Origin of the sequence: Stutzerimonas nitrititolerans, assembly GCF_003696285.1 — a bacterium.
GTDB classification, from domain to species: domain Bacteria; phylum Pseudomonadota; class Gammaproteobacteria; order Pseudomonadales; family Pseudomonadaceae; genus Stutzerimonas; species Stutzerimonas nitrititolerans.
Genome location: NZ_RFFL01000006.1, coordinates 188427 through 209152, shown reverse-complemented (window position 1 = coordinate 209152; position 20726 = coordinate 188427). Strand labels below are relative to the sequence as shown.

At 63.0% G+C, this 20726-nt stretch carries 18 protein-coding genes and 3 tRNA genes; 15 read left to right on the top strand and 6 right to left on the bottom strand.

The genetic code is table 11. The annotated features are described in order from the left end of the window. Positions 1-8: 8 nt before the first annotated feature. From rpe to trpC, 6 genes are all read left to right on the top strand, one after another. On the top strand, positions 9-683 hold the full coding sequence (rpe, locus tag EA795_RS09820) for a ribulose-phosphate 3-epimerase (RefSeq protein ID WP_058078601.1): 675 nt from the start codon (positions 9-11) through the stop codon (positions 681-683). After that, positions 680-1381 carry a phosphoglycolate phosphatase gene (locus EA795_RS09815; protein ID WP_122076948.1) on the top strand — a complete coding sequence of 234 codons (702 nt, stop codon included), beginning with the start codon at positions 680-682 and terminating at the stop codon, positions 1379-1381. The genes rpe and EA795_RS09815 overlap by 4 nt, the downstream gene beginning before the upstream one ends. Positions 1382-1561: 180 nt before the next feature. Further along, complete coding sequence (trpE, locus tag EA795_RS09810; RefSeq protein WP_122076945.1) at positions 1562-3043, top strand: anthranilate synthase component I; 1482 nt, start codon at positions 1562-1564, stop codon at positions 3041-3043. A 2-nt stretch (positions 3044-3045) separates the two neighbouring features. Next, positions 3046-3639 carry an aminodeoxychorismate/anthranilate synthase component II gene (locus tag EA795_RS09805; protein ID WP_058078583.1) on the top strand — a complete coding sequence of 198 codons (594 nt, stop codon included), beginning with the start codon at positions 3046-3048 and terminating at the stop codon, positions 3637-3639. Next, the gene (gene trpD / locus EA795_RS09800; protein ID WP_058075520.1) at positions 3639-4685 is read left to right on the top strand and encodes an anthranilate phosphoribosyltransferase; all 1047 of its coding nucleotides are present in this window, start codon (positions 3639-3641) and stop codon (positions 4683-4685) included. The genes EA795_RS09805 and trpD overlap by 1 nt, the downstream gene beginning before the upstream one ends. Beyond that, positions 4682-5494, top strand: a complete 813-nt coding sequence (trpC, locus tag EA795_RS09795) for an indole-3-glycerol phosphate synthase TrpC (RefSeq protein ID WP_122076943.1) — start codon at positions 4682-4684, stop codon at positions 5492-5494. The genes trpD and trpC overlap by 4 nt, the downstream gene beginning before the upstream one ends. Before the next feature lie 68 nt (positions 5495-5562). Here the strand turns inward: trpC and crp are convergent, their stop codons facing one another. Next, positions 5563-6207, bottom strand: coding sequence for a cAMP-activated global transcriptional regulator CRP (crp, locus tag EA795_RS09790; protein WP_065983354.1), 645 nt, complete (start codon positions 6205-6207; stop codon positions 5563-5565). Between the two features lie 215 nt (positions 6208-6422). Between crp and EA795_RS09785 the strand changes: the two genes are divergently transcribed. The 5 genes from EA795_RS09785 to EA795_RS09765 all read left to right on the top strand — a co-directional run bounded on the left by EA795_RS09785 (position 6423) and on the right by EA795_RS09765 (position 10025). Then, complete coding sequence (locus tag EA795_RS09785) at positions 6423-6845, top strand: OsmC family protein (RefSeq protein WP_122076940.1); 423 nt, start codon at positions 6423-6425, stop codon at positions 6843-6845. Positions 6846-7045: 200 nt separating this feature from the next. Beyond that, positions 7046-9610 carry an ATP-dependent chaperone ClpB gene (gene clpB, locus EA795_RS09780; RefSeq protein ID WP_122076937.1) on the top strand — a complete coding sequence of 855 codons (2565 nt, stop codon included), beginning with the start codon at positions 7046-7048 and terminating at the stop codon, positions 9608-9610. A gap of 172 nt (positions 9611-9782) precedes the next feature. Further along, positions 9783-9858 (top strand) — tRNA-Asn (locus EA795_RS09775). A 9-nt stretch (positions 9859-9867) separates the two neighbouring features. Next, positions 9868-9944 (top strand) — tRNA-Pro (locus EA795_RS09770). Between the two features lie 5 nt (positions 9945-9949). Next, a tRNA-Lys gene (locus EA795_RS09765) sits at positions 9950-10025 on the top strand. 120 nt (positions 10026-10145) lie between these two features. Here EA795_RS09765 and EA795_RS09760 read toward each other — a convergent pair. The 3 genes from EA795_RS09760 to EA795_RS09750 form a co-directional block, all read right to left on the bottom strand. Beyond that, positions 10146-11438 (bottom strand): NAD(P)/FAD-dependent oxidoreductase, encoded by a 1293-nt coding sequence (locus EA795_RS09760; RefSeq protein WP_122076934.1) that lies wholly within the window; start codon positions 11436-11438, stop codon positions 10146-10148. Positions 11439-11498: 60 nt separating this feature from the next. After that, positions 11499-11672 carry a DUF3094 family protein gene (locus EA795_RS09755; protein ID WP_014851572.1) on the bottom strand — a complete coding sequence of 58 codons (174 nt, stop codon included), beginning with the start codon at positions 11670-11672 and terminating at the stop codon, positions 11499-11501. A 327-nt stretch (positions 11673-11999) separates the two neighbouring features. Next, positions 12000-14285: a DUF1631 domain-containing protein gene (locus EA795_RS09750; RefSeq protein ID WP_122076932.1), complete on the bottom strand. Its 2286-nt coding sequence runs from the start codon at positions 14283-14285 to the stop codon at positions 12000-12002. A 386-nt stretch (positions 14286-14671) separates the two neighbouring features. Here EA795_RS09750 and nadC point away from each other — a divergent pair, with 386 nt between their 5' ends. Then, positions 14672-15520, top strand: coding sequence for a carboxylating nicotinate-nucleotide diphosphorylase (gene nadC / locus EA795_RS09745; protein WP_122076929.1), 849 nt, complete (start codon positions 14672-14674; stop codon positions 15518-15520). A 45-nt stretch (positions 15521-15565) separates the two neighbouring features. Here nadC and EA795_RS09740 read toward each other — a convergent pair whose 3' ends face one another. Further along, the gene (locus tag EA795_RS09740; RefSeq protein WP_014851575.1) at positions 15566-15997 is read right to left on the bottom strand and encodes a Z-ring associated ZapG family protein; all 432 of its coding nucleotides are present in this window, start codon (positions 15995-15997) and stop codon (positions 15566-15568) included. Between the two features lie 244 nt (positions 15998-16241). Here EA795_RS09740 and EA795_RS09735 point away from each other — a divergent pair, with 244 nt between their 5' ends. From EA795_RS09735 to zapE, 3 genes are all read left to right on the top strand, one after another. Then, the gene (locus tag EA795_RS09735) at positions 16242-16883 is read left to right on the top strand and encodes an alpha/beta hydrolase (RefSeq protein ID WP_122076925.1); all 642 of its coding nucleotides are present in this window, start codon (positions 16242-16244) and stop codon (positions 16881-16883) included. 144 nt (positions 16884-17027) lie between these two features. Continuing rightward, positions 17028-18386, top strand: coding sequence for a tryptophan--tRNA ligase (locus EA795_RS09730; protein WP_122076922.1), 1359 nt, complete (start codon positions 17028-17030; stop codon positions 18384-18386). A gap of 165 nt (positions 18387-18551) precedes the next feature. After that, positions 18552-19646 (top strand): cell division protein ZapE, encoded by a 1095-nt coding sequence (zapE, locus tag EA795_RS09725; protein ID WP_014851578.1) that lies wholly within the window; start codon positions 18552-18554, stop codon positions 19644-19646. Between the two features lie 61 nt (positions 19647-19707). On the opposite strand, the gene EA795_RS09720 is transcribed toward zapE, so the two are convergent. Beyond that, the gene (locus EA795_RS09720) at positions 19708-20700 is read right to left on the bottom strand and encodes a GlxA family transcriptional regulator (RefSeq protein WP_122076919.1); all 993 of its coding nucleotides are present in this window, start codon (positions 20698-20700) and stop codon (positions 19708-19710) included. Between the last annotated feature and the right edge of the window lie 26 nt (positions 20701-20726).

The window sequence follows — 20726 nt, the reverse complement described above, 5'->3', positions numbered from 1 at the left end:
AGGTCGTCATGCAGCCGTTCGCCATCGCCCCTTCGATCCTTTCCGCCAACTTCGCCCGCCTGGGCGAGGAAGTGGACAACGTTCTCGCCGCCGGCGCGGATATCGTCCATTTCGACGTGATGGACAACCACTACGTGCCCAACCTGACCATCGGCCCGATGGTCTGCTCGGCACTGCGCAAGCACGGCGTCACCGCGCCCATCGACGTTCACCTGATGGTCAAGCCGGTGGACCGCATGATCGGCGACTTCCTCGAGGCCGGCGCCAGCTACATCACCTTCCACCCGGAAGCCTCCGAACACATCGACCGCTCGCTGCAACTGATCAAGGACGGCGGCGCCAAGGCCGGCCTGGTGTTCAACCCGGCGACGCCGCTGGACGTGCTCAAGTACGTGATGGACAAGATCGACATGGTGCTGCTGATGAGCGTCAACCCCGGTTTTGGCGGGCAGAAGTTCATTCCCGGCACCCTCGACAAGCTGCGCGAGGCGCGTGCGCTGATCGACGCCAGCGGTCGCGAGATCCGCCTGGAGATCGACGGCGGCGTCAATCCGAAGAACATCCGCGAGATCGCCGCGGCCGGTGCCGACACCTTCGTCGCCGGCTCGGCCATCTTCAACCAGCCGGACTACAAGGCGGTGATTGACCAGATGCGCGCCGAACTGGCGCTGGCCCGCTCATGACTCGCCTGGAGCAGCTCTTCGAAGGGCAGCTGCCGCGCCTGGTGATGTTCGACCTGGACGGAACCCTGATGGATTCGGTGCCGGACCTGGCTGCTGCCGTGGACAAGATGCTGGTGCAGCTCGGTCGCGAGCCGGCCGGCGTGGCGCAGGTACGCAACTGGGTCGGCAATGGTTCACGGGTGCTGGTGCGCCGTGCGCTGGCTGGGCAACTGGAGCATGAGTGCGTCGACGACGGGCAGGCCGACGAGGCGCTGGTGTTGTTCATGCAGGCCTATGCCGGCGGGCATGAGCTGACGACGGTCTACCCCGGCGTGACCGAATGCCTGGACTGGCTGCGCGAGCGTGATGTGAAGCTGGCGATCATCACCAACAAACCGGCGCAGTTCATCGAGCCGCTGCTGGAAGAGAAAGGCCTCTGCGGCTATTTCCAGTGGCTGGTCGGCGGCGACACCCTGCCGCAGCAGAAGCCCGATCCGGCGGCGCTCTTGTGGGTCATGGACAGAGCGGGCGTTTCGGCGCAGCAGTCGCTGTTCGTCGGCGATTCGCGCAACGACGTGCGTGCGGCGAAGGCGGCGGCCGTTCCCTGCGTCGCGCTCAGCTACGGTTACAACCACGGCGAACCCATCGCCAGCGAACGACCGGCGTTGGTACTGGATGATCTACGTGAGCTGGTTGCTTCGGCTTCGGGGCTGCGCTAGTGTGGCTCCACTCTGTACCCCGCCGAAGAGATCAGATCGTGGTGGTTACTCGCAAACAGTGGATGAAGGTCATCAAGGCCCTGGCGCGTTGGCGCTGGCGCGCCTGACTTTTGCTGACCGGCTGCCTGCCGGTGCGTTTGCCGAGCTGTTTCCGAAATACCCTCCGACCACGAGGCTGATATGACCCGCGAAGAATTCCAGCGCCTGGCCGCCGAAGGCCATAACCGCATCCCCCTGTCGTTCGAGACCCTCGCCGACTTCGATACACCGCTATCGCTGTACCTGAAGCTGGCCGACGCGCCCAATTCCTACCTGCTCGAATCCGTCCAGGGCGGTGAGAAGTGGGGGCGCTATTCCATCATCGGCCTGCCGTGCCGCACCGTGCTGCGGGTGCACGATCACCGCGTCAGCGTCACCACCGACGGTATCGAAACCGAGAATGCGGAGGCCGACGACCCGCTGGCCTTCGTCGAGGCCTTCCAGCAGCGCTACCGCGTGGCGCCGGTCGAGGGGCTGCCACGCTTCAATGGCGGGCTGGTGGGCTATTTCGGCTACGACAGCGTGCGTTACGTCGAGCGCAAGCTGGCGCAGTGCCCGAACCCCGATCCGCTGGGCACGCCGGACATCCTGTTGATGGTCTCCGACGCCGTGATCGTCTTCGACAACCTGGCCGGCAAGCTGCACTGCATCGTGCTGGTCGATCCGGCGCAGCCGGACGCTTACGAAGACGGCCTGGCGCACCTGCAAGTGCTACGTGACAAACTCCGTCAGCCGATCGTGCCGCGCCTGGGGCTGGACTTCGAGGGGCCGGATGCCGCCGAACCGAATTTCCGTTCGAGCTTCACCCGTGAAAACTACGAGCAGGCGGTCAACCGCATCAAGGATTACATCCTCGCCGGCGACTGCATGCAGGTGGTGATCTCCCAGCGCATGTCGATCCCGTTCAAGGCTGCCCCGATCGATCTCTACCGTGCGCTGCGTTGCTTCAACCCGACGCCCTACATGTACTTCTTCAATTTCGGCGATTTCCATGTGGTGGGCTCGTCGCCGGAAGTGCTGGTGCGGGTCGAGGACGGCCTGGTCACGGTCCGGCCCATCGCCGGCACCCGCCCGCGTGGCGCCACCGAGGAGGCCGATCTGGTGCTGGAACAGGATCTGCTCAGCGACGCCAAGGAACTGGCCGAGCACCTGATGCTGATCGACCTGGGCCGCAACGACGTCGGCCGTGTCGCCGAGAACGGTTCGGTACGGTTGACCGAGAAGATGGTCATCGAGCGCTATTCCAACGTGATGCACATCGTCTCCAACGTCACCGGCCAGCTCAAGGCACCGCTGACGGCGATGGATGCGCTGCGCGCGATCCTGCCGGCGGGCACGCTGTCCGGCGCGCCGAAGATCCGCGCCATGGAAATCATCGACGAACTGGAGCCGGTTAAACGTGGTGTCTACGGCGGCGCCGTGGGCTACCTGGCCTGGAACGGCAACATGGATACCGCCATCGCCATCCGTACCGCGGTGATCAAGGATGGCGAGCTGCACGTGCAGGCCGGCGCCGGCATCGTCGCCGATTCGCAGCCCGCGCTGGAATGGGAAGAAACGCTCAACAAGCGCCGCGCCATGTTCCGCGCGGTGGCCCTGGCCGAACGCGAGCAGGAGAACTGATCATGTTGCTGATGCTCGATAACTACGATTCCTTTACCTACAACGTCGTGCAGTATCTCGGCGAGCTTGGTGCCGAGGTCAAAGTGGTGCGCAACGACGAACTCAGCGTGGCCGAGATCGAGGCGCTCAACCCCGAACGTATCGTGGTGTCTCCTGGCCCCTGTACGCCGAACGAGGCGGGGGTGTCGCTCGAGGTGATCCGGCATTTCGCCGGCAAGCTGCCGATTCTGGGCGTCTGCCTCGGCCATCAGAGCATCGGCCAGGCGTTCGGCGGCGAGGTGGTGCGGGCGCGCCAGGTGATGCATGGCAAGACCAGTCCGGTCTTTCATGAAAATACAGGCGTCTTTGCCGGCTTGAACAACCCGCTGACGGTCACCCGCTATCACTCTCTGGTGGTGCGGCGTGAAACGCTTCCCGAATGCCTGGAAGTCACCGCCTGGACATGCCGGGAAGACCGGAGCGTCGACGAGATCATGGGCTTGCGGCATCGCACGCTGAACGTCGAAGGCGTGCAGTTCCATCCCGAGTCCATCCTCACCGAGCAGGGGCATGAACTGTTCGCCAACTTCCTGAAACAGACCGGAGGCGTGCGCTAATGGATATCAAGCAGGCCCTGAACCGGGTCGTCGGTCAGCTGGATCTGACCACCGAGGAAATGAAAGCGGTGATGCGCCAGATCATGACCGGGCAGTGCACCGATGCGCAGATCGGCGCGTTCCTGATGGGGATGCGCATGAAGAGCGAAACCATCGACGAGATCGTCGGCGCGGTGGAGGTGATGCGCGAGCTGGCCGAGCCGGTCCATTTCAATTCCGAACGCCTGGTCGATACCTGCGGCACCGGTGGCGACGGCATGAACATCTTCAACGTTTCCACCGCGGCGTCGTTCGTGGTGGCAGCGGCCGGCGGCAAGGTGGCCAAGCATGGCAACCGGGCGGTGTCCGGCAAGAGTGGCAGTGCCGATCTGCTCGAAGCCGCGGGCGTCTATCTCGACCTCACGCCCGAGCAGGTGGCGCGCAGCGTCGATACCGTTGGCGTCGGCTTCATGTTCGCCCCGGCACATCATGGCGCGATGAAATTCGCGGCCGGTCCGCGGCGCGAGCTGGGCCTGCGCACCCTGTTCAATATCCTCGGCCCGATGTCCAATCCAGCCGGGGTCAAGCACCAGGTCCTCGGCGTGTTCAGCAAGGAACTCTGCCGGCCGATGGCCGAGGTGCTGGCGCGCCTGGGCAGCACCCACGTGCTGGTCGTTCATGCGCAGGACGGGCTGGACGAAATCAGCCTGGCCGCGCCCACCTTCGTGGCCGAGCTGAAGAATGGCGAGGTCAGCGAATACAAGATCCAGCCGGAAGACTTCGGCATCAAGAGCCAGAGCCTGATCGGGCTGAACGTCGACGATGCCCAAGGTTCGCTGGCGCTGATACGCGATGCGCTTGGCAGGCGGCAGACGGAAAATGGCCAGAAGGCGGCCGATATCATCGTGCTCAATGCCGGTGCCGCCCTGTACGCCGCGGATATGGCGAGCAGCCTGCACGAAGGTGTCGGTGTCGCGCATGACGTGCTGCACACCGGCCTGGCGCGTGACCGGCTCGAAGAGCTGGTGTCCTTTACCTCCATTTTCAAGCAGGAGAACCAGCGATGAGCGTGCCCACGGTCCTCGAGAAGATTGTCGCGCGCAAGGCCGAGGAGGTTGCCGAGCGCCGGGCGCGGGTCGGCCTGGCCGAACTGGAACGTCTGGCAGCGGCGGCCGATCCGGTGCGCGGCTTCGCCAGTGCATTGCAGGAGCAGGTCGGCAAGAAACAGCCGGCGGTGATCGCCGAGATCAAGAAGGCTTCACCGAGCAAGGGCGTGCTGCGCGAGAACTTCGTTCCGGCGGAGATTGCCGAGAGCTACCAGGCCGGCGGCGCGACCTGCCTTTCGGTGCTGACCGACGTGGATTTCTTCCAGGGCGCCGATGCCTACCTGCAGCAGGCCCGTGCGGCGTGTGCGCTACCGGTGATCCGCAAGGATTTCATGATCGATCCCTACCAGGTCGTCGAAGCGCGGGCGATTGGCGCCGACTGCATCCTGCTGATCGTCGCCGCACTGGACGATGGGCGTATGGCCGAGCTGGCGGCCGTGGCGAAGGAGCAGGGGCTGGATGTGCTGGTGGAGGTGCATGACAGCGCCGAGCTCGAGCGAGCGTTGCATCTGGAAACGCCACTGGTGGGCATCAACAATCGCAACCTGCACACCTTCGAGGTGAATCTCGATACCACGCTGGACCTGCTGCCGGGTATCCCGCGCGACCGTGTGGTGATCACCGAAAGCGGCATTCTGCATCGGGCCGATGTCGAGCTGATGGAGATCAACGAGGTTCATGCATTCCTGGTGGGCGAAGCCTTCATCCGGGCCGAACAGCCGGGACACGAATTGCAGCGTCTGTTCTTTCCGGGGCGAGGCAGGGCCTGAAGTTCGGGCGCTGAAACTGAAAAAGCCGGCTATACGCCGGCTTTTTCACGTCATGGTGGATGGGCCGTTCAGCGTGTGCCGAACACCACCATCGTCTTGCCTTTGACGTAAACCAGCCCCTGGGCTTCGAGGCTCTTGAGCACTCGGCCGACCATTTCCCGTGAGCAGCCGACGATACGGCCGATTTCCTGACGGGTGATCTTGATCTGCATGCCGTCGGGGTGGGTCATGGCGTCGGGCTGCTTGCACAGGTCGAGCAGGGTGCGCGCGACGCGGCCGGTGACGTCGAGAAACGCCAGGTCGCCCACCTTGCGAGTCGTGGCGCGCAGGCGTTCGGCCATCTGGCTGCCCAGGGCATAGAGAATGTCGGGATCCTGCTGCGTCAGTTCGCGGAACTTGGCGTAGCTCAATTCGGCCACTTCGCACTCGGTCTTGGCGCGGACCCAGGCGCTGCGTTCCTTCTCGGAACCTTCTTTTTCGAACAGACCCATTTCACCGAAGAAATCGCCGGAGTTGAGATAGGCGATGATCATCTCCCGGCCATCGTCATCCTCGATGAGGATGGTGACCGATCCTTTGACGATGAAGAACAAGGTCTCGCAACGGTCGCCCGCATAAATGATCGTGCTCTTCGCGGTATAGCGGCGGCGGTGGCAGTGTGCGAGCAGTTTGTCGATGTTCTTGATCTTGGGGGTGAGTGTAATAGCGACCATGCTGTAGTCCCGGAAATAGTCCAATAGGGAGGCTAAATTCTTATTTTTTATGACTGCGTTCGCTGTCAGTGCGGCGAGCTTAACAGACCGGTCCGTGTGGATAACAAAACTGCGACACGAATATCAGCGCAGGTGCAACTTTTTTCGCCGCGTGCGGTCTGCGGTCGGTTGAGGCTGCCATGCTAAGCTTCGCCCCTTTTCAGCGGAGGCTATTGATGAAAGCACGCATCCAGTGGGCCGGCGAGGCAATGTTTCTCGGTGAGTCGGGCAGCGGTCACGTGGTGGTGATGGATGGGCCGCCGGAGAACGGCGGACGTAACCTCGGCGTGCGGCCGATGGAGATGCTGCTGTTGGGCCTTGGTGGCTGCAGCAACTTCGACGTGGTTAGCATTCTCCGCAAATCCCGCCAGGCGGTGGAAAGTTGCGAGGCCTTCCTGGAGGCCGAGCGTGCGACCGAAGACCCCAAGGTGTTCACCCGGATCCATCTGCGTTTCGTGGTGAAGGGGCGCGGCCTGAAGGAAGCCCATGTCAAGCGCGCGGTCGAGCTGTCGGCCGAGAAGTACTGCTCGGCCTCGATCATGCTCGGGCGTGCGGGCGTCGAAATCACTCATGACTACGAGATCGTCGAACTGGGTTGAGTGAAGCGCCATGGGCTGGAAGGGCGGGACGAGAGCAGCGCGCTCGGCTCGAAGCACCAGCCTCCAGCCCGCACGCATGACTTGCATCAATGCCATTCGGCTTGAATCTCCAACAATCATCCTTATCTAAGTTTCATCCCGCAGGTTTCTGTTCACGGTGCGATCCGCTGCGCCGGCCTGCTTACTAGAAAGGTGATTACATGCGTATCGATCGTTTGACCAGCAAGTTGCAGCTCGCGCTGTCCGATGCCCAATCCATCGCCGTCGGTCTGGATCATCCCTCCATCGAGCCACTGCATCTGATGCAGGCGCTGCTCGAGCAGCAAGGCGGCTCCATCAGGCCACTGCTGATGCAGGTCGGTTTCGACATCAACGGCTTGCGCCAGGCCCTGACCAAGGAACTGGACCAGCTGCCCAAGCTGCAGAACCCTACCGGCGACATGAACATGTCGCCCGACCTGGCGCGCCTGCTCAACCAGGCTGATCGGCTGGCGCAGCAGAAGGGCGACCAATACATCTCCAGCGAGCTGGTGCTGCTCGCCGCACTGGACAACAACACCCGCCTGGGCAAGTTGTTGCTGGCCCAGGGCGTGAGCAAGAAGGCGCTGGAGAATGCCATCAGCAACCTGCGCGGTGGCGAAGCGGTCAACGACCCCAACGCCGAGGAATCGCGCCAGGCACTTGACAAGTACACCGTCGACATGACCAAGCGTGCCGAGGAGGGACGGCTGGACCCGGTGATCGGGCGTGACGACGAGATCCGCCGCACCATCCAGGTGCTGCAGCGTCGCACCAAGAACAACCCGGTGCTGATCGGCGAGCCGGGCGTCGGCAAGACTGCCATCGTCGAAGGGCTGGCGCAGCGCATCGTCAACGGCGAGGTACCCGATGGCCTCAAGGACAAGCGCCTGTTGTCGCTGGACATGGGCTCGCTGATAGCCGGTGCCAAGTTCCGCGGCGAGTTCGAGGAGCGCCTGAAGGCCGTGCTCAACGAACTGAGCAAGCAGGAAGGGCGCGTGATTCTCTTCATCGACGAGTTGCACACCATGGTCGGCGCCGGCAAGGCCGAGGGCGCCATGGACGCCGGCAACATGCTCAAGCCGGCCTTGTCGCGTGGCGAATTGCACTGCGTGGGCGCGACCACGCTCGATGAGTATCGCCAGTACATCGAGAAGGACGCCGCGCTGGAGCGACGCTTCCAGAAAGTGCTGGTGGAAGAGCCGAGCGAGGAGGACACCATCGCCATCCTGCGCGGCCTCAAGGAGCGCTATGAGGTTCACCACGGCGTCAGCATCACTGACGGCGCCATCATCGCGGCGGCCAAGCTGTCGCATCGCTACATCACCGATCGCCAGTTGCCGGACAAGGCCATCGACCTGATCGACGAGGCCGCCAGCCGTATCCGCATGGAAATCGACTCCAAGCCCGAAGCGCTCGACCGCCTGGATCGGCGGCTGATCCAGCTGAAGATCGAGCGCGAGGCGCTGAAGAAGGAAGACGACGAGGCGACCATGAAGCGCCTGGCCAAACTCGAGGAGGAGGTGGTCAAGCTCGAGAAGGAATATGCCGATCTCGAGGAGATCTGGAAGTCCGAGAAGGCCGAGGTGCAAGGCTCGGCGCAGATCCAGCAGAAGATCGAGCAGGCCAAGGCCGAACTCGAGGCGGCCCGGCGCAAGGGCGATCTGGCGCGCATGGCCGAGCTGCAGTACGGCATCATTCCCGACTTCGAGCGCAGCCTGCAGATGGTCGATCAGCACGGCAAGTCCGAGAACCAGCTGCTGCGCAACAAGGTCACCGACGAGGAAATCGCCGAAGTGGTTTCCAAGTGGACCGGCATCCCCGTCTCGAAGATGCTCGAAGGCGAGCGCGACAAGCTGCTGAAAATGGAGGACCTGCTGCACCAACGGGTCATCGGCCAGCATGAGGCAGTGGTTTCCGTGGCGAACGCCGTGCGCCGTTCGCGCGCCGGACTGGCGGACCCGAATCGCCCGAGCGGCTCCTTCCTGTTCCTCGGCCCCACCGGCGTGGGCAAGACCGAGCTGTGCAAGGCGCTGGCCGAATTCCTCTTCGACACCGAGGAGGCGATGATTCGCATCGACATGTCCGAGTTCATGGAGAAGCACTCCGTGGCCCGTCTGATCGGTGCGCCACCGGGCTATGTGGGCTACGAGGAGGGCGGCTACCTGACCGAAGCGGTGCGGCGCAAACCCTACTCGGTCGTCCTACTCGACGAGGTGGAGAAAGCCCACCCGGATGTGTTCAACATCCTGCTGCAGGTTCTGGAGGACGGGCGCCTGACCGACAGCCATGGGCGTACCGTCGATTTCCGCAATACGGTGATCGTGATGACCTCCAACCTGGGTTCGACGCAGATCCAGGAGCTGGTCGGCGATCCCGATGCCCAGCGCGCCGCGGTGATGGACGCGGTGAGCAACCACTTCCGGCCGGAATTCATCAACCGCATCGACGAGGTCGTGGTGTTCGACCCGCTGGCCAAGGAGCAGATCGCCGGTATCGCGCAGATACAGCTCGAGCGTCTGCGCCAGCGTCTGGCCGAGCGCGAGCTGAGCCTGCAGCTGAGCGACGAGGCCATGGACAAGCTGGTCGCGGTTGGCTACGACCCGGTGTATGGCGCGCGACCGCTCAAACGCGCGATACAGCGTTGGATCGAGAACCCGCTGGCTCAAAAGATACTCGCCGGCGCATTCGCTCCCGGTGCCCGCGTGGAAGGCAAGGTGGAGGGCGACGAGATCGTGTTCGCCTGATCGCGATGAGGTGGCAGCGGGTCGGATTCGGCCCGCTGCGTTTTTCGCGCAAGGTGCTGTAGTAAATCGAATTTTCTGGTTGACAGGCGCGTCGAGAACCGTAAAATGGCGCGCCTCTGAGGGGGGATTGCAAAGCAGTATCGCAAGCCGCCAGCAGGGCTGGAAGTGAAGTTCCGCGATAGCTCAGTCGGTAGAGCAAATGACTGTTAATCATTGGGTCCCAGGTTCGAGTCCTGGTCGCGGAGCCAAATTCCTATCGGGGTATAGCGCAGTCCGGTAGCGCGCCTGCTTTGGGAGCAGGATGTCGGGAGTTCGAATCCCCCTACCCCGACCAACTTCGGGTCGTTAGCTCAGTTGGTAGAGCAGTTGGCTTTTAACCAATTGGTCGTAGGTTCGAATCCTACACGACCCACCATATTCGCTTCGCAGGAAGCCAGAAAAAACCGAAAGTTCGCAAGGGCTTTCGGTTTTTTCGTTTTCATCTCCCTTTCGGCTGTATGCACGGAGACCAGCGTCGCTGGCCCCCGTGTCGGCCTCAATGCAGCTTCAGGCGCGGTGCCGTGGTGCTGAGCTTGTCGCCGATCATCATCAGCGTGGTGCGGATGACGCCGTACAGCGCGATCTGATGCATGCGATAGAGCGAGATGTAGAACATGCGCGCCAGCCAGCCTTCGAGCATGATGCTGCCGGTCAGGTTGCCCATCAGGTTGCCCACCGCCGAGAAGCTCGACAGCGAGATCAGCGAGCCGTAGTCGCGGTAGCGATAGCTGGGCAGGCTTCTGCCCTCCAGGCGCAGCGCGATCGATCTGGCGAGCAATGAGGCCTGCTGGTGAGCGGCCTGGGCGCGTGGCGGCACGTTGCGGTCGCTGTCCGGCTGCGGGCAGGCGGCGCAGTCGCCGAAGGCGAAGATGTTCTCGTCACGGGTAGTCTGCAGTGTGGGGCGCACGACCAGCTGATTGATCCTGTTGCTCTCCAGGCCGCCTATTTCGTGCAGGAATTGCGGTGCCTGGATGCCCGCCGCCCAGACTTTCAGGCTGGCCGGGACGAAGTCGCCGTTTCGCGTGTGGAGCCCGTCCGCCGTCACTTCGCTGACCGCTGCATCGGTCAGTACGGTCACTCCCAGGTTGCGCAATGTCTGATGCACCGGCTGGCTGATGCGCTCCGGCAGTGCCGGCAGCACCCGTGGGCCGGCTTCGATCAGCGTGATGTGGACGTCCTCGGGCTTGATCCCATCCAGGCCGTAGGCTGCCAGCTCGCGCGCCGCATGGTGGAGCTCGGCGGCGAGTTCGACGCCGGTCGCTCCTGCACCGACGATGGCCACGCCGATGGTGTTGTGCTGGCCCTGGCTGGCGTGCGCGCGCATGTAATGGCCCAGCAGCTGGCGGTGGAAGCGCTCGGCCTGTTTGCGGGTGTCCAGGCAGATGCAGTGTTCCGCCGCGCCCTGAGTGCCGAAATCGTTGGTGATGCTGCCGACAGCGATCACCAGGGTGTCGTAATCGAGCGAGCGAGCCGGTACGAGCTCGTTGCCCTGCTCGTCGAGCGATGCGGCGAGATGTACGCGCTTGTGTTCGCGGTCCAGACCATTCATGCGGCCCATCTGGAATTCGAAGTGATTCCACTTGGCCTGCGCCACGTAGTTGAGCTCGTCGGCCGACGAATTCAGCGAGCCGGCGGCAACCTCGTGCAACAGTGGCTTCCAGATGTGGGTCAGATTGGCGTCGATCAGGATCACGCGGGCCTTGCCGCGTTTACCGAGTGTATTACCCAGGCGGGTGGCAAGTTCCAGGCCGCCGGCGCCGCCGCCGACGATTATGATGCGATGTGTCATGGGAAGGACTCATAAGGTTTTGCGAAATCGGCTTGGGCGCCCGGGCGAGCGCGGAATGGCTCATAGCACCAGGCGGCTCAGGAGGCGGCTCAACAAGCCCAGGCCGATCACCACGACAAGCACCATCGCAAGCAGGAACAGCGGCCGAAAGGGGCGGCGTTCTGTCTGGTGCTGGGGCGCGCTGAGGTATTCGTCAACGCGTTTCTGGTCGTCGGGATTCAGGCGGCTGGGCATGGGCACCTCGAAGGGAATGCAAGCATTCTAACAGGCCGTTGAAAAACTACTTGCGTTGACAATACCGCGTTAAAAACAGCCTCAGAAAGCCGCTTGCGGCTAACGCGCTTCAGCGCGGCCCGAAGGGCGAACGAAGTGAGTAATGCTCATTTTCAGTAAGTAAACTCCGCTTCTTCGGCTGTTTTTGCCTTGTCTTACCCGCCTCGCCTACGTTTTCAGCGGCCTGCTAGCGGTGCAGGAGCAAAAGCCGAGGCTTGCGGCGCGCTGGGTTGCCCGCAAACGAGGCGCGCCGCCAGGCGAGGCGGCGCGGGAGGCTTGCGTCAAGCGTTAGCGGTTGCTGCTCTTGAGGGTTCGCAGGTTGTCGATCACCGACTCAAGGGCACGATCGAACAGTAGGGTGTCGTTGAGCAGGCGGATCGCGTCGCGACGGAATTCGATGGCCAGGCCCATGCGGGTTTTCTCCAGCACCTTCATTCCGGTTCGATTGACGAAGATGTACTTGCCGGTGGGCTTGATGATCGCCGCCAGCTTGCAGCGGAGCTTGTGCTCCTCGTCTTCCTGGAATTCCACCCAACTGCCCACCCGCAGGTTGTCCACCTGCGTCAGCGCTTCGTCGTTGTCGGCGAGGTTGATCTCCGGCTCCTGCTCGCGGCTTTCGCCGGGTGCCAGCAACATGATTTCTTCCACCACCTCGATCATGGCTGGCGCAGGTGGCTCGCTGGCTGGTTTCGATGGTGAGGGCTCGAATCGTCCGCCAGTGATGGCGGCTGAGGGGGGCGGTACCGCGACGGGCGCAGGCTGTGCGCTCGGCTGATCGAACTGCTGCAACGCCTGTACATGCAGCGCTTCGAGCTGCGTGAAGAACTCGCCTGTGGAGAAGGGATCGAAGGCGGCGCTGACCAGGCCTTCGCGCAGTGCCTTCAGCAGGCTGGGCACCAGTTTCAGCAGGCGTTCGCGGGATTCGGGATCGTCATGCGGAGCGACGCTCCAGATCAGATCGTCCATGGTCGCCAGCGCGGCATCCCATTGCTCGGACTGGGTGCCATGCTTGAGGCAGGTCAGCAGCAGCACCTTGCTCCAGGCTTCCTGCAGCAGGCGAACCACGACCTCCGGAAGCGTCTTGCCAAGCAGGCGTTCGTTCAATACCTGCTCGACTTCCTGGCGCGCCATCTCTGCCTTGGCGCGGCCCTCTTCAGCGTCGCGGGTGCGCTGTTCGAGCAGCTCGCTGCGGCGGCGCTCGTCGCCGGTGAAGGCCAGGAAGTCGGCGAGCAGCTCGGAGAAGATTCCGGGATCGTCGACGAAGTCGTTGAGCAGGCGTGCCACCACCTGTTCGATCTTCTGGTAGAGACTGTCGCGCTGGGCTTCGTCCTGATCGCCCCAGCCCATGGCTGCGGTGGCGATCTCGTTGAGCAGGCGACGGGCTGGATGGCTGCCACGGCTGAAGAAGGACTTGTCCAGCACGGCGACCTTGAGCAGCGGGATCTGCAGGCGGCCGATCAGGGCCTTGAGCGAATCCGGCAGGGTGCGGTCGTCGAGGATGAACTCGAACAGCATCGAAACCAGGTTGATGACGTCTTCGTCGACCTCGCCAACCACGCGCGACTTGCCGCTCTTGGCGCTGACCTTGTGCAGCAGTTGTTCGAGCTGGCCCTGCAGGTCGAAGTCGTCGATTAGCTGCGGCGTACGCGCCTGCATGTGCGACAGCAGGCGCATCAGGTCGCCGCTGGAAATGGGTATCGCATCGCTGGGGATACTGCGTGCGGGCAGGGCGCTGCCGCGCAGTTCCGAGAGCAGGCTCTGGAGAGCGCCGAAGGCTTCGTGCATGCCGACATCCTCGGCGTGGCTTGCGGAGTCGCCGTAGGTTGCGCTCGAGACGCCACCGGTCGTCGCTGCCGGTGCATGCCGCTGGCTACGACGAGGCGGGGCCGACTGCAGTTCGGGCAGGATGCCCGCGCCAATCAGCGTCTGGTTGGCTTCGGCATAGAGCTGGTCGAGATCGGCCAGCACATAGCGCTCGAAGAGCTTGAGGATGATCAGCTTGACCTTGATTTCCACACCCAGGCTGCGGCACGACTCGAGAAAGTACTGGCACAGCGCCTGCGGCCCGAGCGGGTTGCTCTTGTCATCGAGCTTGCGGCTCACTAGCGCGTTCATGCGGGTGGTCAGGTGGGTGAGCGGAAGGGCGGCGCGGCTGGTGACCTTGGTGACCATGGTGTCGATGGCGACCGACTCTTCGAGTTCGTCGTTCTGTACCAGTGTCAGGTTGTCGAAAGAGAGGTTTTCCGGCTCCGCCGGCTTGCCTATTTCATACTGGTTGAGCCGTGCGAACGACTCGAAGATCTGCTGCAGGAAGCCGCGTTCGATGCTGCGGCGCTTCATGCGCAGGTCGCGCATGGCTTCGAAGAAGGCATTCTGCTCGGCATTGCTGGTGGCGCGGTCGGCGATTTCGAACAGGGAATCGTCGGCGTTGTCGAGCAGAACCTGCAGCGCCTGGCGCAGCTGTTGGGCGGCCTTGTCGCGCACGCTGATGAGTGCGACCGGCAGCCGGCCAGCCGGTGAAGCAGGCTTCTCCGGAACGGCCTTCAGGTGCACCACTTTCGCATCGGTTCGCATCGAGACTCTCTCCCTGCGGTCAGCTGCTGTCGGCAATCGACAACGCCTAGCATGCCGCTGATGGCTGATAGGGGCAATGGAAAAGAATCAGCCGGCGCGGGTGGCCCCTTGGCGATTCAGCGTATTGCCAGCCGATCAGACAACGATCGTTCTAAAATTCTGAAGTTCGAGAATTCGCCATTTCGCTGGCGTCAATTTCTGACAGCATTATAAGCATCCTGTCCATCAGCCTAGCGTGCATTTGCCCTCGGACATGACCCAGCTCACACATAGCCCCGGCTTTTCCTACGGACGGTCGTGAACAGGGTGCAAAGGGCCGCTCCAGCGCCTGCGCCTTTTCCCAAGCGAGCCTCTATAATCGCGTCGAATTCCACCGGAGCCTGCCTGTGACCAATCTCGTTATCGCCGATCTTGGCGCTGAAATCGAAAGCAATGTTCGTCGTGCGCTGGCCGAGGATATCGGCACGGGTGACATTACCGCGCAGCTGATCCCCGCGGAGCGCCTGGCGCATGCCTCGGTCATCACTCGCGAGCGAGCCGTCATCAGTGGTTCGGCCTGGGTGGACAGCGTGTTTCGGCAGCTCGATCCGCGTGTTGCGGTGCACTGGCAGGTGGTCGATGGCGAGCAGGTCGAGGCGGGCCGGGTATTGTTCCAGCTCGAAGGGCCGGCGCGTGCGCTGCTCAGTGGGGAGCGCACGGCGCTGAACTTCCTGCAGACCCTGTCCGGTGTCGCCACGCGCTGCCGCCACTATGCCGATCTGGTGGAAGGCACCGGCGTGCGCTTGTTGGATACCCGCAAGACCCTGCCCGGGCTGCGTCTGGCACAGAAGTATGCGGTGACCTGTGGCGGTTGCCACAACCACCGGATCGGCCTCTATGACGCGTTCCTGATCAAGGAAAACCACATCGCCGCCTGTGGCGGTATCGCCGAGGCCATTGCCGCCGCGCACCGGATCGCGCCGGGCAAGCCGGTGGAGGTGGAAGTGGAAAGTCTTGGCGAGCTGGAACAGGCGCTTGCGGCGGGGGTGGACATCGTCATGCTCGACGAACTCAGTCTGGATGACATGCGCACGGCGGTCGCCATCAATGCCGGCCGCGCGAAGCTGGAGGCGTCAGGCGGGATCAGCGACGAGACCCTGCGCAGTATCGCCGAAACCGGCGTGGACTATATCTCGATCGGAGCCCTGACCAAGCATGTCCAGGCGATCGATCTGTCGATGCGCCTGGCCCAGTGATCGGGTGAGGTGAATGGCGGCAGGCGAGGGCTTGCCGCGATGGTGTCAGGGCCGGCTCTTCAGGCCGAAGTTTTCATGCAGTGTGCCGGGCGTGTCGTCGCTCTTGGGGGCATAGTCCTTGGGCGGCTCGGTAAAGGCTGGCGAGGACAGGCGCTCGCGATGAGAAGGGCTCTCTTCGCTGTGCAGGGCGGCGAGCAAGCGCTGGCGGGTCTGTTCGTCGAGCGCCAGTTTGTCGGCCCCTTCGGACAGGTGATCCTGGATGTCCTGGTAGCTGTTGGTGAGCTTGCGCAGCAGGCTCGCCGTGGTGTTGAAGTGGGTCACCACTTCACTCTGATAGGTATCGAAGCGCTCTTGCAGATCGTCCACCTGACGCTGTGTGCGATTGGGTGCGCTGTTGCGAGCCACCAGGAAACCTATGGCGATGCCGACGATGACGCCGACGATCGGGAGCAACCAGGTCGCGAGGGTCTGTTCCACGAGTCCTTCCTCTATATAAAACGGCTGTGCTGTTCAGGTCATGAAAATCCAGGCGTGGTCACGAGCAGGCCGACAACAGCCGAAACGCGCTGCGTCCCGGTACTGCATCACCCGACGCGGTGGTTTTTCAACCGCCTGATACGTTAACGTCTCCTACCTGCCCTGTATACCGTGACGCGATGCGGCGGTCACCGGGCTGCTTAAGCAAGACGAGTCGACTTCATCCAAGGTCACGGAGTTCATTTTGTTGAAACGCGAAAGCCCCATCACCTTCGAAGGTCCCGCCGGTGTGCTGGAAGGCCTCTACCACGATCAGTCCGATGCCCGCGGGCTGGCGTTGATCTGCCATCCCAACCCGGTCAAGGGCGGGACCATGCTGAACAAGGTAGTGTCCACCCTGCAGCGCACGGCGCGTGATGCGGGATATGTCACCCTGCGTTTCAACTACCGTGGCGTAGGAGGCAGCGCGGGCATACACGACATGAACTTCGGCGAGGTCGATGATGCCGAGGCGGCGCTGGCCTGGTTGCAGGCACAGCACCCGGAGTTGCCGCTGACGCTGCTGGGGTTCTCCTTCGGCGGCTTCGTCGCGGCGGCGCTGGCCGGGCGTATCGAAGCGCGTGGCGGTTCGCTGGATCGATTGTTCATGATCGCCCCCGCCGTGTCGCGGCTGGCGGACCAGCCGCTGGCCGAGCGGTGCAGCATGGCCATCATCCAGCCCGAAGAGGACGAAGTGATCGATCCCGCTTCGGTATTCGCCTTTTCCGAAGCCTTGCAACGCCCCCACGAGCTTTTGAAAGTGGCAGAATGCAGCCACTTTTTTCACGGCAAGCTGGTGGAGCTCAAGGAGCTGGTGGCGCCGCGGCTGGCTGGTCCGGCTGGGTGAGTCGACTGGCAGGGCGGATGCAGTGCTCGGCCTCGGCCATGGTGCTCACGCCGCCTGAGATGAACGCGGCCTTCGCCTGATCCGTCCTCACCGCTTTCAACGGCTTTGCCTTGCCCTGTGCAATGACTGAATCGAGATGATGTTATGAATACCCGAATCCTTACCGGCATCACCACCACGGGGACGCCGCACCTGGGCAATTACGCGGGCGCCATTCGCCCGGCCATCGTCGCCAGCCGCGCCGCCGATGCCGATTCCTTCTACTTCCTGGCCGACTATCACGCGCTGATCAAGTGCGATGATCCGCTGCGCATCCAGCAGTCTCGCCTGGAGATCGCCGCCACCTGGCTGGCGGCCGGGCTGGACGCGGATCGGGTGACCTTCTATCGACAGTCGGACATCCCGGAAATCCCCGAACTGACCTGGTTGCTCACCTGCGTCGCGGGCAAAGGGCTGCTCAATCGGGCTCATGCCTACAAGGCATCGGTGGACAAGAACCTGGAACAGGGTGAAGACCCCGATGCCGGCGTCAGCATGGGCCTGTTCAGCTATCCGGTGCTGATGGCGGCGGACATCCTGATGTTCAACGCGCACAAGGTGCCGGTCGGTCGCGACCAGATCCAGCACGTGGAAATGGCGCGTGACATCGGCCAGCGCTTCAATCACCTGTTCGGCAACGGCAAGGAACTGTTCACCCTGCCGGAGGCGCTGATCGAGGAGAGCGTGGCGACGCTGCCGGGGCTGGATGGTCGCAAGATGTCCAAGAGCTACGACAACACCATCCCGCTGTTCGCCAGTGCCAAGGAACTGAAAAGCACCATCGCGCGCATCGTCACCGACTCGAAGCTCCCCGGCGAACCGAAGGATCCGGACGCTTCGCACCTGTTCACTCTCTACCAGGCGTTCGCCACCCCGGCGCAACTGGCCGAATTCAGGAGCGACCTGCTGGCCGGTCTGGCCTGGGGCGAGGCCAAGCAGCGTTTGTTCCAGCTGCTCGACGACGAGCTGGGCGAGGCGCGGGAGCGCTACCATGCGCTCATCGCCAAGCCCGGCGATCTGGAGGACATTCTCCAGGCCGGCGCCACGAAGGCGCGCCGGATCGCCACGCCGTTCCTTGGCGAACTGCGCGAGGCGGTGGGCCTGCGCAACTTCCGCAGCGCGGTGCAGGACACGGCCGCGGTGAAGAAGAAGGCCGGCAAGACGGCCCGCTTCGCCAGCTTCCGCGAGGCGGATGGCAATTTCCGCTTCCGCTTCTTCGCCGCCGATGGTGAGGAGCTGCTGCTCTCGCGCCCGTTCAGCGACCCCAAGGCGATCGGAGCCTGCAGCCAGCGGCTGATCGCCGAGGGTGTCGATGCCCTGGAGCTGCGCACGGACGAGGCTGACCGTTTCACGCTCTGGCTGGACGGCGAGTGCCTCGCCGAAAGCCCGGACTACGCCAGCATCGAACTGCTCGAAGCGGCGATGCTGCGTTTGCGTCAGGCGCTCGCGACGCTCGCCGCGTAGCCGACCGATTCTCTGCCGAACCGGTTCGCGGCCACCCGCGAACCGCCTGACAGGCTCGGCGACCTCTGGCCTTGATGGAGACCTTGCTTGAACGATCTGCGTAAATTGCCAACCGCCGAGGGCGCCGCTAAAGTGTCCGCCCCGTTTTACTATCCAGACTCCGCCATGACCCCTCTCGAGCGCTACCAGGCAGACCTGAAACGTCCCGACTTTTTCCATGATGCCGCCCAGGAAAATGCGGTGCGCCACCTGCAGCGCCTGTACGACGACCTGGTAGCCGATGAGCGCGGCAAGTCCGGGCTGTTCGGCAAGCTGTTCGGCAAGAAGCAACAGGAGCCGGTCAAGGGCCTGTACTTCTGGGGCGGTGTCGGGCGCGGCAAAACCTATCTGGTCGATACCTTCTTCGATGCGCTGCCATTCAAGCAGAAGACCCGCACCCACTTCCACCGCTTCATGAAGCGCGTGCACGAAGAAATGCGCACCCTCAAGGGCGAGAAGAATCCGCTGACCATCATCGGCAAGCGCTTCGCCGACGAGACGCGGGTGATCTGCTTCGACGAATTCTTCGTCTCGGATATCACCGACGCGATGATTCTCGCGACACTACTCGAAGAACTGTTCAAGAACGGCGTGAGCCTGGTGGCCACCTCCAACATCGTCCCCGACGGACTTTACAAGGACGGCCTGCAGCGTGCGCGCTTCCTGCCTGCGATCGAGTTGCTGAAGAAGCACACCGAGATCGTCAACGTCGACAGCGGCATCGATTACCGGCTGCGCGCCCTGGAGCAGGCGGAGCTCTATCATTTCCCGCTGGACGCCGAGGCCGAGCTGAGCCTGGAGAAGAGCTTCCGCAGCCTCCTGACGGAAAACTGCACGGTGCTGGAGAACGAGGCGCTGATCGTCGAGAACCGCGAGATCATCGCCCGCAAGGTAGCTAATGACGTGGCCTGGTTCGACTTCCGCGCGCTGTGCGACGGTCCCCGCAGCCAGAACGACTACATCGAGCTGGGCAAGATCTACGATGCGGTGCTGGTTTCCAACATCGAACAGATGAACGTGGCCAAGGACGACATGGCGCGTCGCTTCATCAACATGGTCGACGAGTTCTACGACCGTAACGTCAAGCTGATCCTCTCCGCCGAGGTGGAACTCAAGGACCTCTATGCCGGCGGCCGCCTGGAGTTCGAATTCCAGCGCACCCTCAGCCGTCTGCTGGAAATGCAGTCCCACGAATACCTGGCGCGGCCGCACAAGCCGTAGGGAAGCAGCTGGAAGCCTGAAGTAAGCCAGCGAGGCCCTACGTTCTTCCAGCTTCCAATCTTCAACCGCTCTTGTGCCGATACTGCTGCCGATACTGGTTCGGTGACAGGTCGGTGTGCTGGCGGAACAGGCGGGCAAAGAAGCTCGCGTCGTCGTAGCCCACTTCGTAGCTGATCGTCTTGATGCTCTTACGCGTGGTCGAGAGCAGGGTCTTGGCCGTTTCGATGCGCAGGCGCTGCAGGTAGTGCAGGGGCTTGTCGCCGGTGGCCGCCTGGAAACGACGCATGAAGTTGCGGATGCTCATGCCGTGTTCGCGGGCGACATCCTCGAAGCGAAACTTGTCCGCGAAATGCGTTTCGAGCCATTCCTGGATCTGTAATACGCGGGTGTCGAGGTGGAGCTTCTGGCCGCCGAAGCCGATTCGGCCAGGACAGTAGTTGCGCTGCACCTCGAACAGCACGTCGCGCGCCATGCCCTGGGCGATGTTCGCGCCACAGAAGCGCTCCACCAGATACATGTACAGATCGCAGGCCGAGGTGGTGCCGCCGGCGCAATAGAGATTGTCGCTGTCGGTCATGTGCTTGTCGGCGGTGAACTGCACCCGAGGGAAGCGTCGACTGAACTCTTCGGCGAAGCGCCAATGCGTGGTCGCTTCCTTGTCATCCAGCAGCCCGGCCGCGGCCATCCAGAACGCGCCTGTCGCCTCTCCGCAGATCGCGCTGCCTTGCGCGTGACATTGGCGCAGCCAGGGTAAAACCTGTGCGTACTTTCGGCAGAGTTCATCGAAGTTGCCCCAGAACGCCGGCAGGATCACGATGTCGGTGGCGCCCAGCGCGCCGTCCACCGCTATGCTGGTGCCACTGAAGGTCTGCACCGGCTGGCCATCGGGGCTCACCAGCAGGGTTTCGAACGCCGGTGTCAGGTCCAGGCCAAGCTGTTTGCCGTGGCGCAGGCTGGCCATGTGAAAGAAATCCTTGGCGTGCATCAGGGTGGAGGCGAAGACGCCTTCCGTGGCCAGGATGCTGATGTGCTTCAACGCTTGGGTGGTGCGCATACGCTGTTCTTATCGTTGTGATTGTG

What these genes read in the sequence shown, in the direction of transcription:
- rpe (WP_058078601.1), top strand. Translation starts at nt 9, where the DNA reads ATGCAGCCGTTCGCCATCGCCCCTTCGATCCTTTCCGCCAACTTCGCC.
- EA795_RS09815 (WP_122076948.1), top strand. Translation starts at nt 680, where the DNA reads ATGACTCGCCTGGAGCAGCTCTTCGAAGGGCAGCTGCCGCGCCTGGTG.
- trpE (WP_122076945.1), top strand. Translation starts at nt 1,562, where the DNA reads ATGACCCGCGAAGAATTCCAGCGCCTGGCCGCCGAAGGCCATAACCGC.
- EA795_RS09805 (WP_058078583.1), top strand. Translation starts at nt 3,046, where the DNA reads ATGTTGCTGATGCTCGATAACTACGATTCCTTTACCTACAACGTCGTG.
- trpD (WP_058075520.1), top strand. Translation starts at nt 3,639, where the DNA reads ATGGATATCAAGCAGGCCCTGAACCGGGTCGTCGGTCAGCTGGATCTG.
- trpC (WP_122076943.1), top strand. Translation starts at nt 4,682, where the DNA reads ATGAGCGTGCCCACGGTCCTCGAGAAGATTGTCGCGCGCAAGGCCGAG.
- crp (WP_065983354.1), bottom strand. Translation starts at nt 6,207, where the DNA reads ATGGTCGCTATTACACTCACCCCCAAGATCAAGAACATCGACAAACTG.
- EA795_RS09785 (WP_122076940.1), top strand. Translation starts at nt 6,423, where the DNA reads ATGAAAGCACGCATCCAGTGGGCCGGCGAGGCAATGTTTCTCGGTGAG.
- clpB (WP_122076937.1), top strand. Translation starts at nt 7,046, where the DNA reads ATGCGTATCGATCGTTTGACCAGCAAGTTGCAGCTCGCGCTGTCCGAT.
- EA795_RS09760 (WP_122076934.1), bottom strand. Translation starts at nt 11,438, where the DNA reads ATGACACATCGCATCATAATCGTCGGCGGCGGCGCCGGCGGCCTGGAA.
- EA795_RS09755 (WP_014851572.1), bottom strand. Translation starts at nt 11,672, where the DNA reads ATGCCCAGCCGCCTGAATCCCGACGACCAGAAACGCGTTGACGAATAC.
- EA795_RS09750 (WP_122076932.1), bottom strand. Translation starts at nt 14,285, where the DNA reads ATGCGAACCGATGCGAAAGTGGTGCACCTGAAGGCCGTTCCGGAGAAG.
- EA795_RS09730 (WP_122076922.1), top strand. Translation starts at nt 17,028, where the DNA reads ATGAATACCCGAATCCTTACCGGCATCACCACCACGGGGACGCCGCAC.
- zapE (WP_014851578.1), top strand. Translation starts at nt 18,552, where the DNA reads ATGACCCCTCTCGAGCGCTACCAGGCAGACCTGAAACGTCCCGACTTT.
- EA795_RS09720 (WP_122076919.1), bottom strand. Translation starts at nt 20,700, where the DNA reads ATGCGCACCACCCAAGCGTTGAAGCACATCAGCATCCTGGCCACGGAA.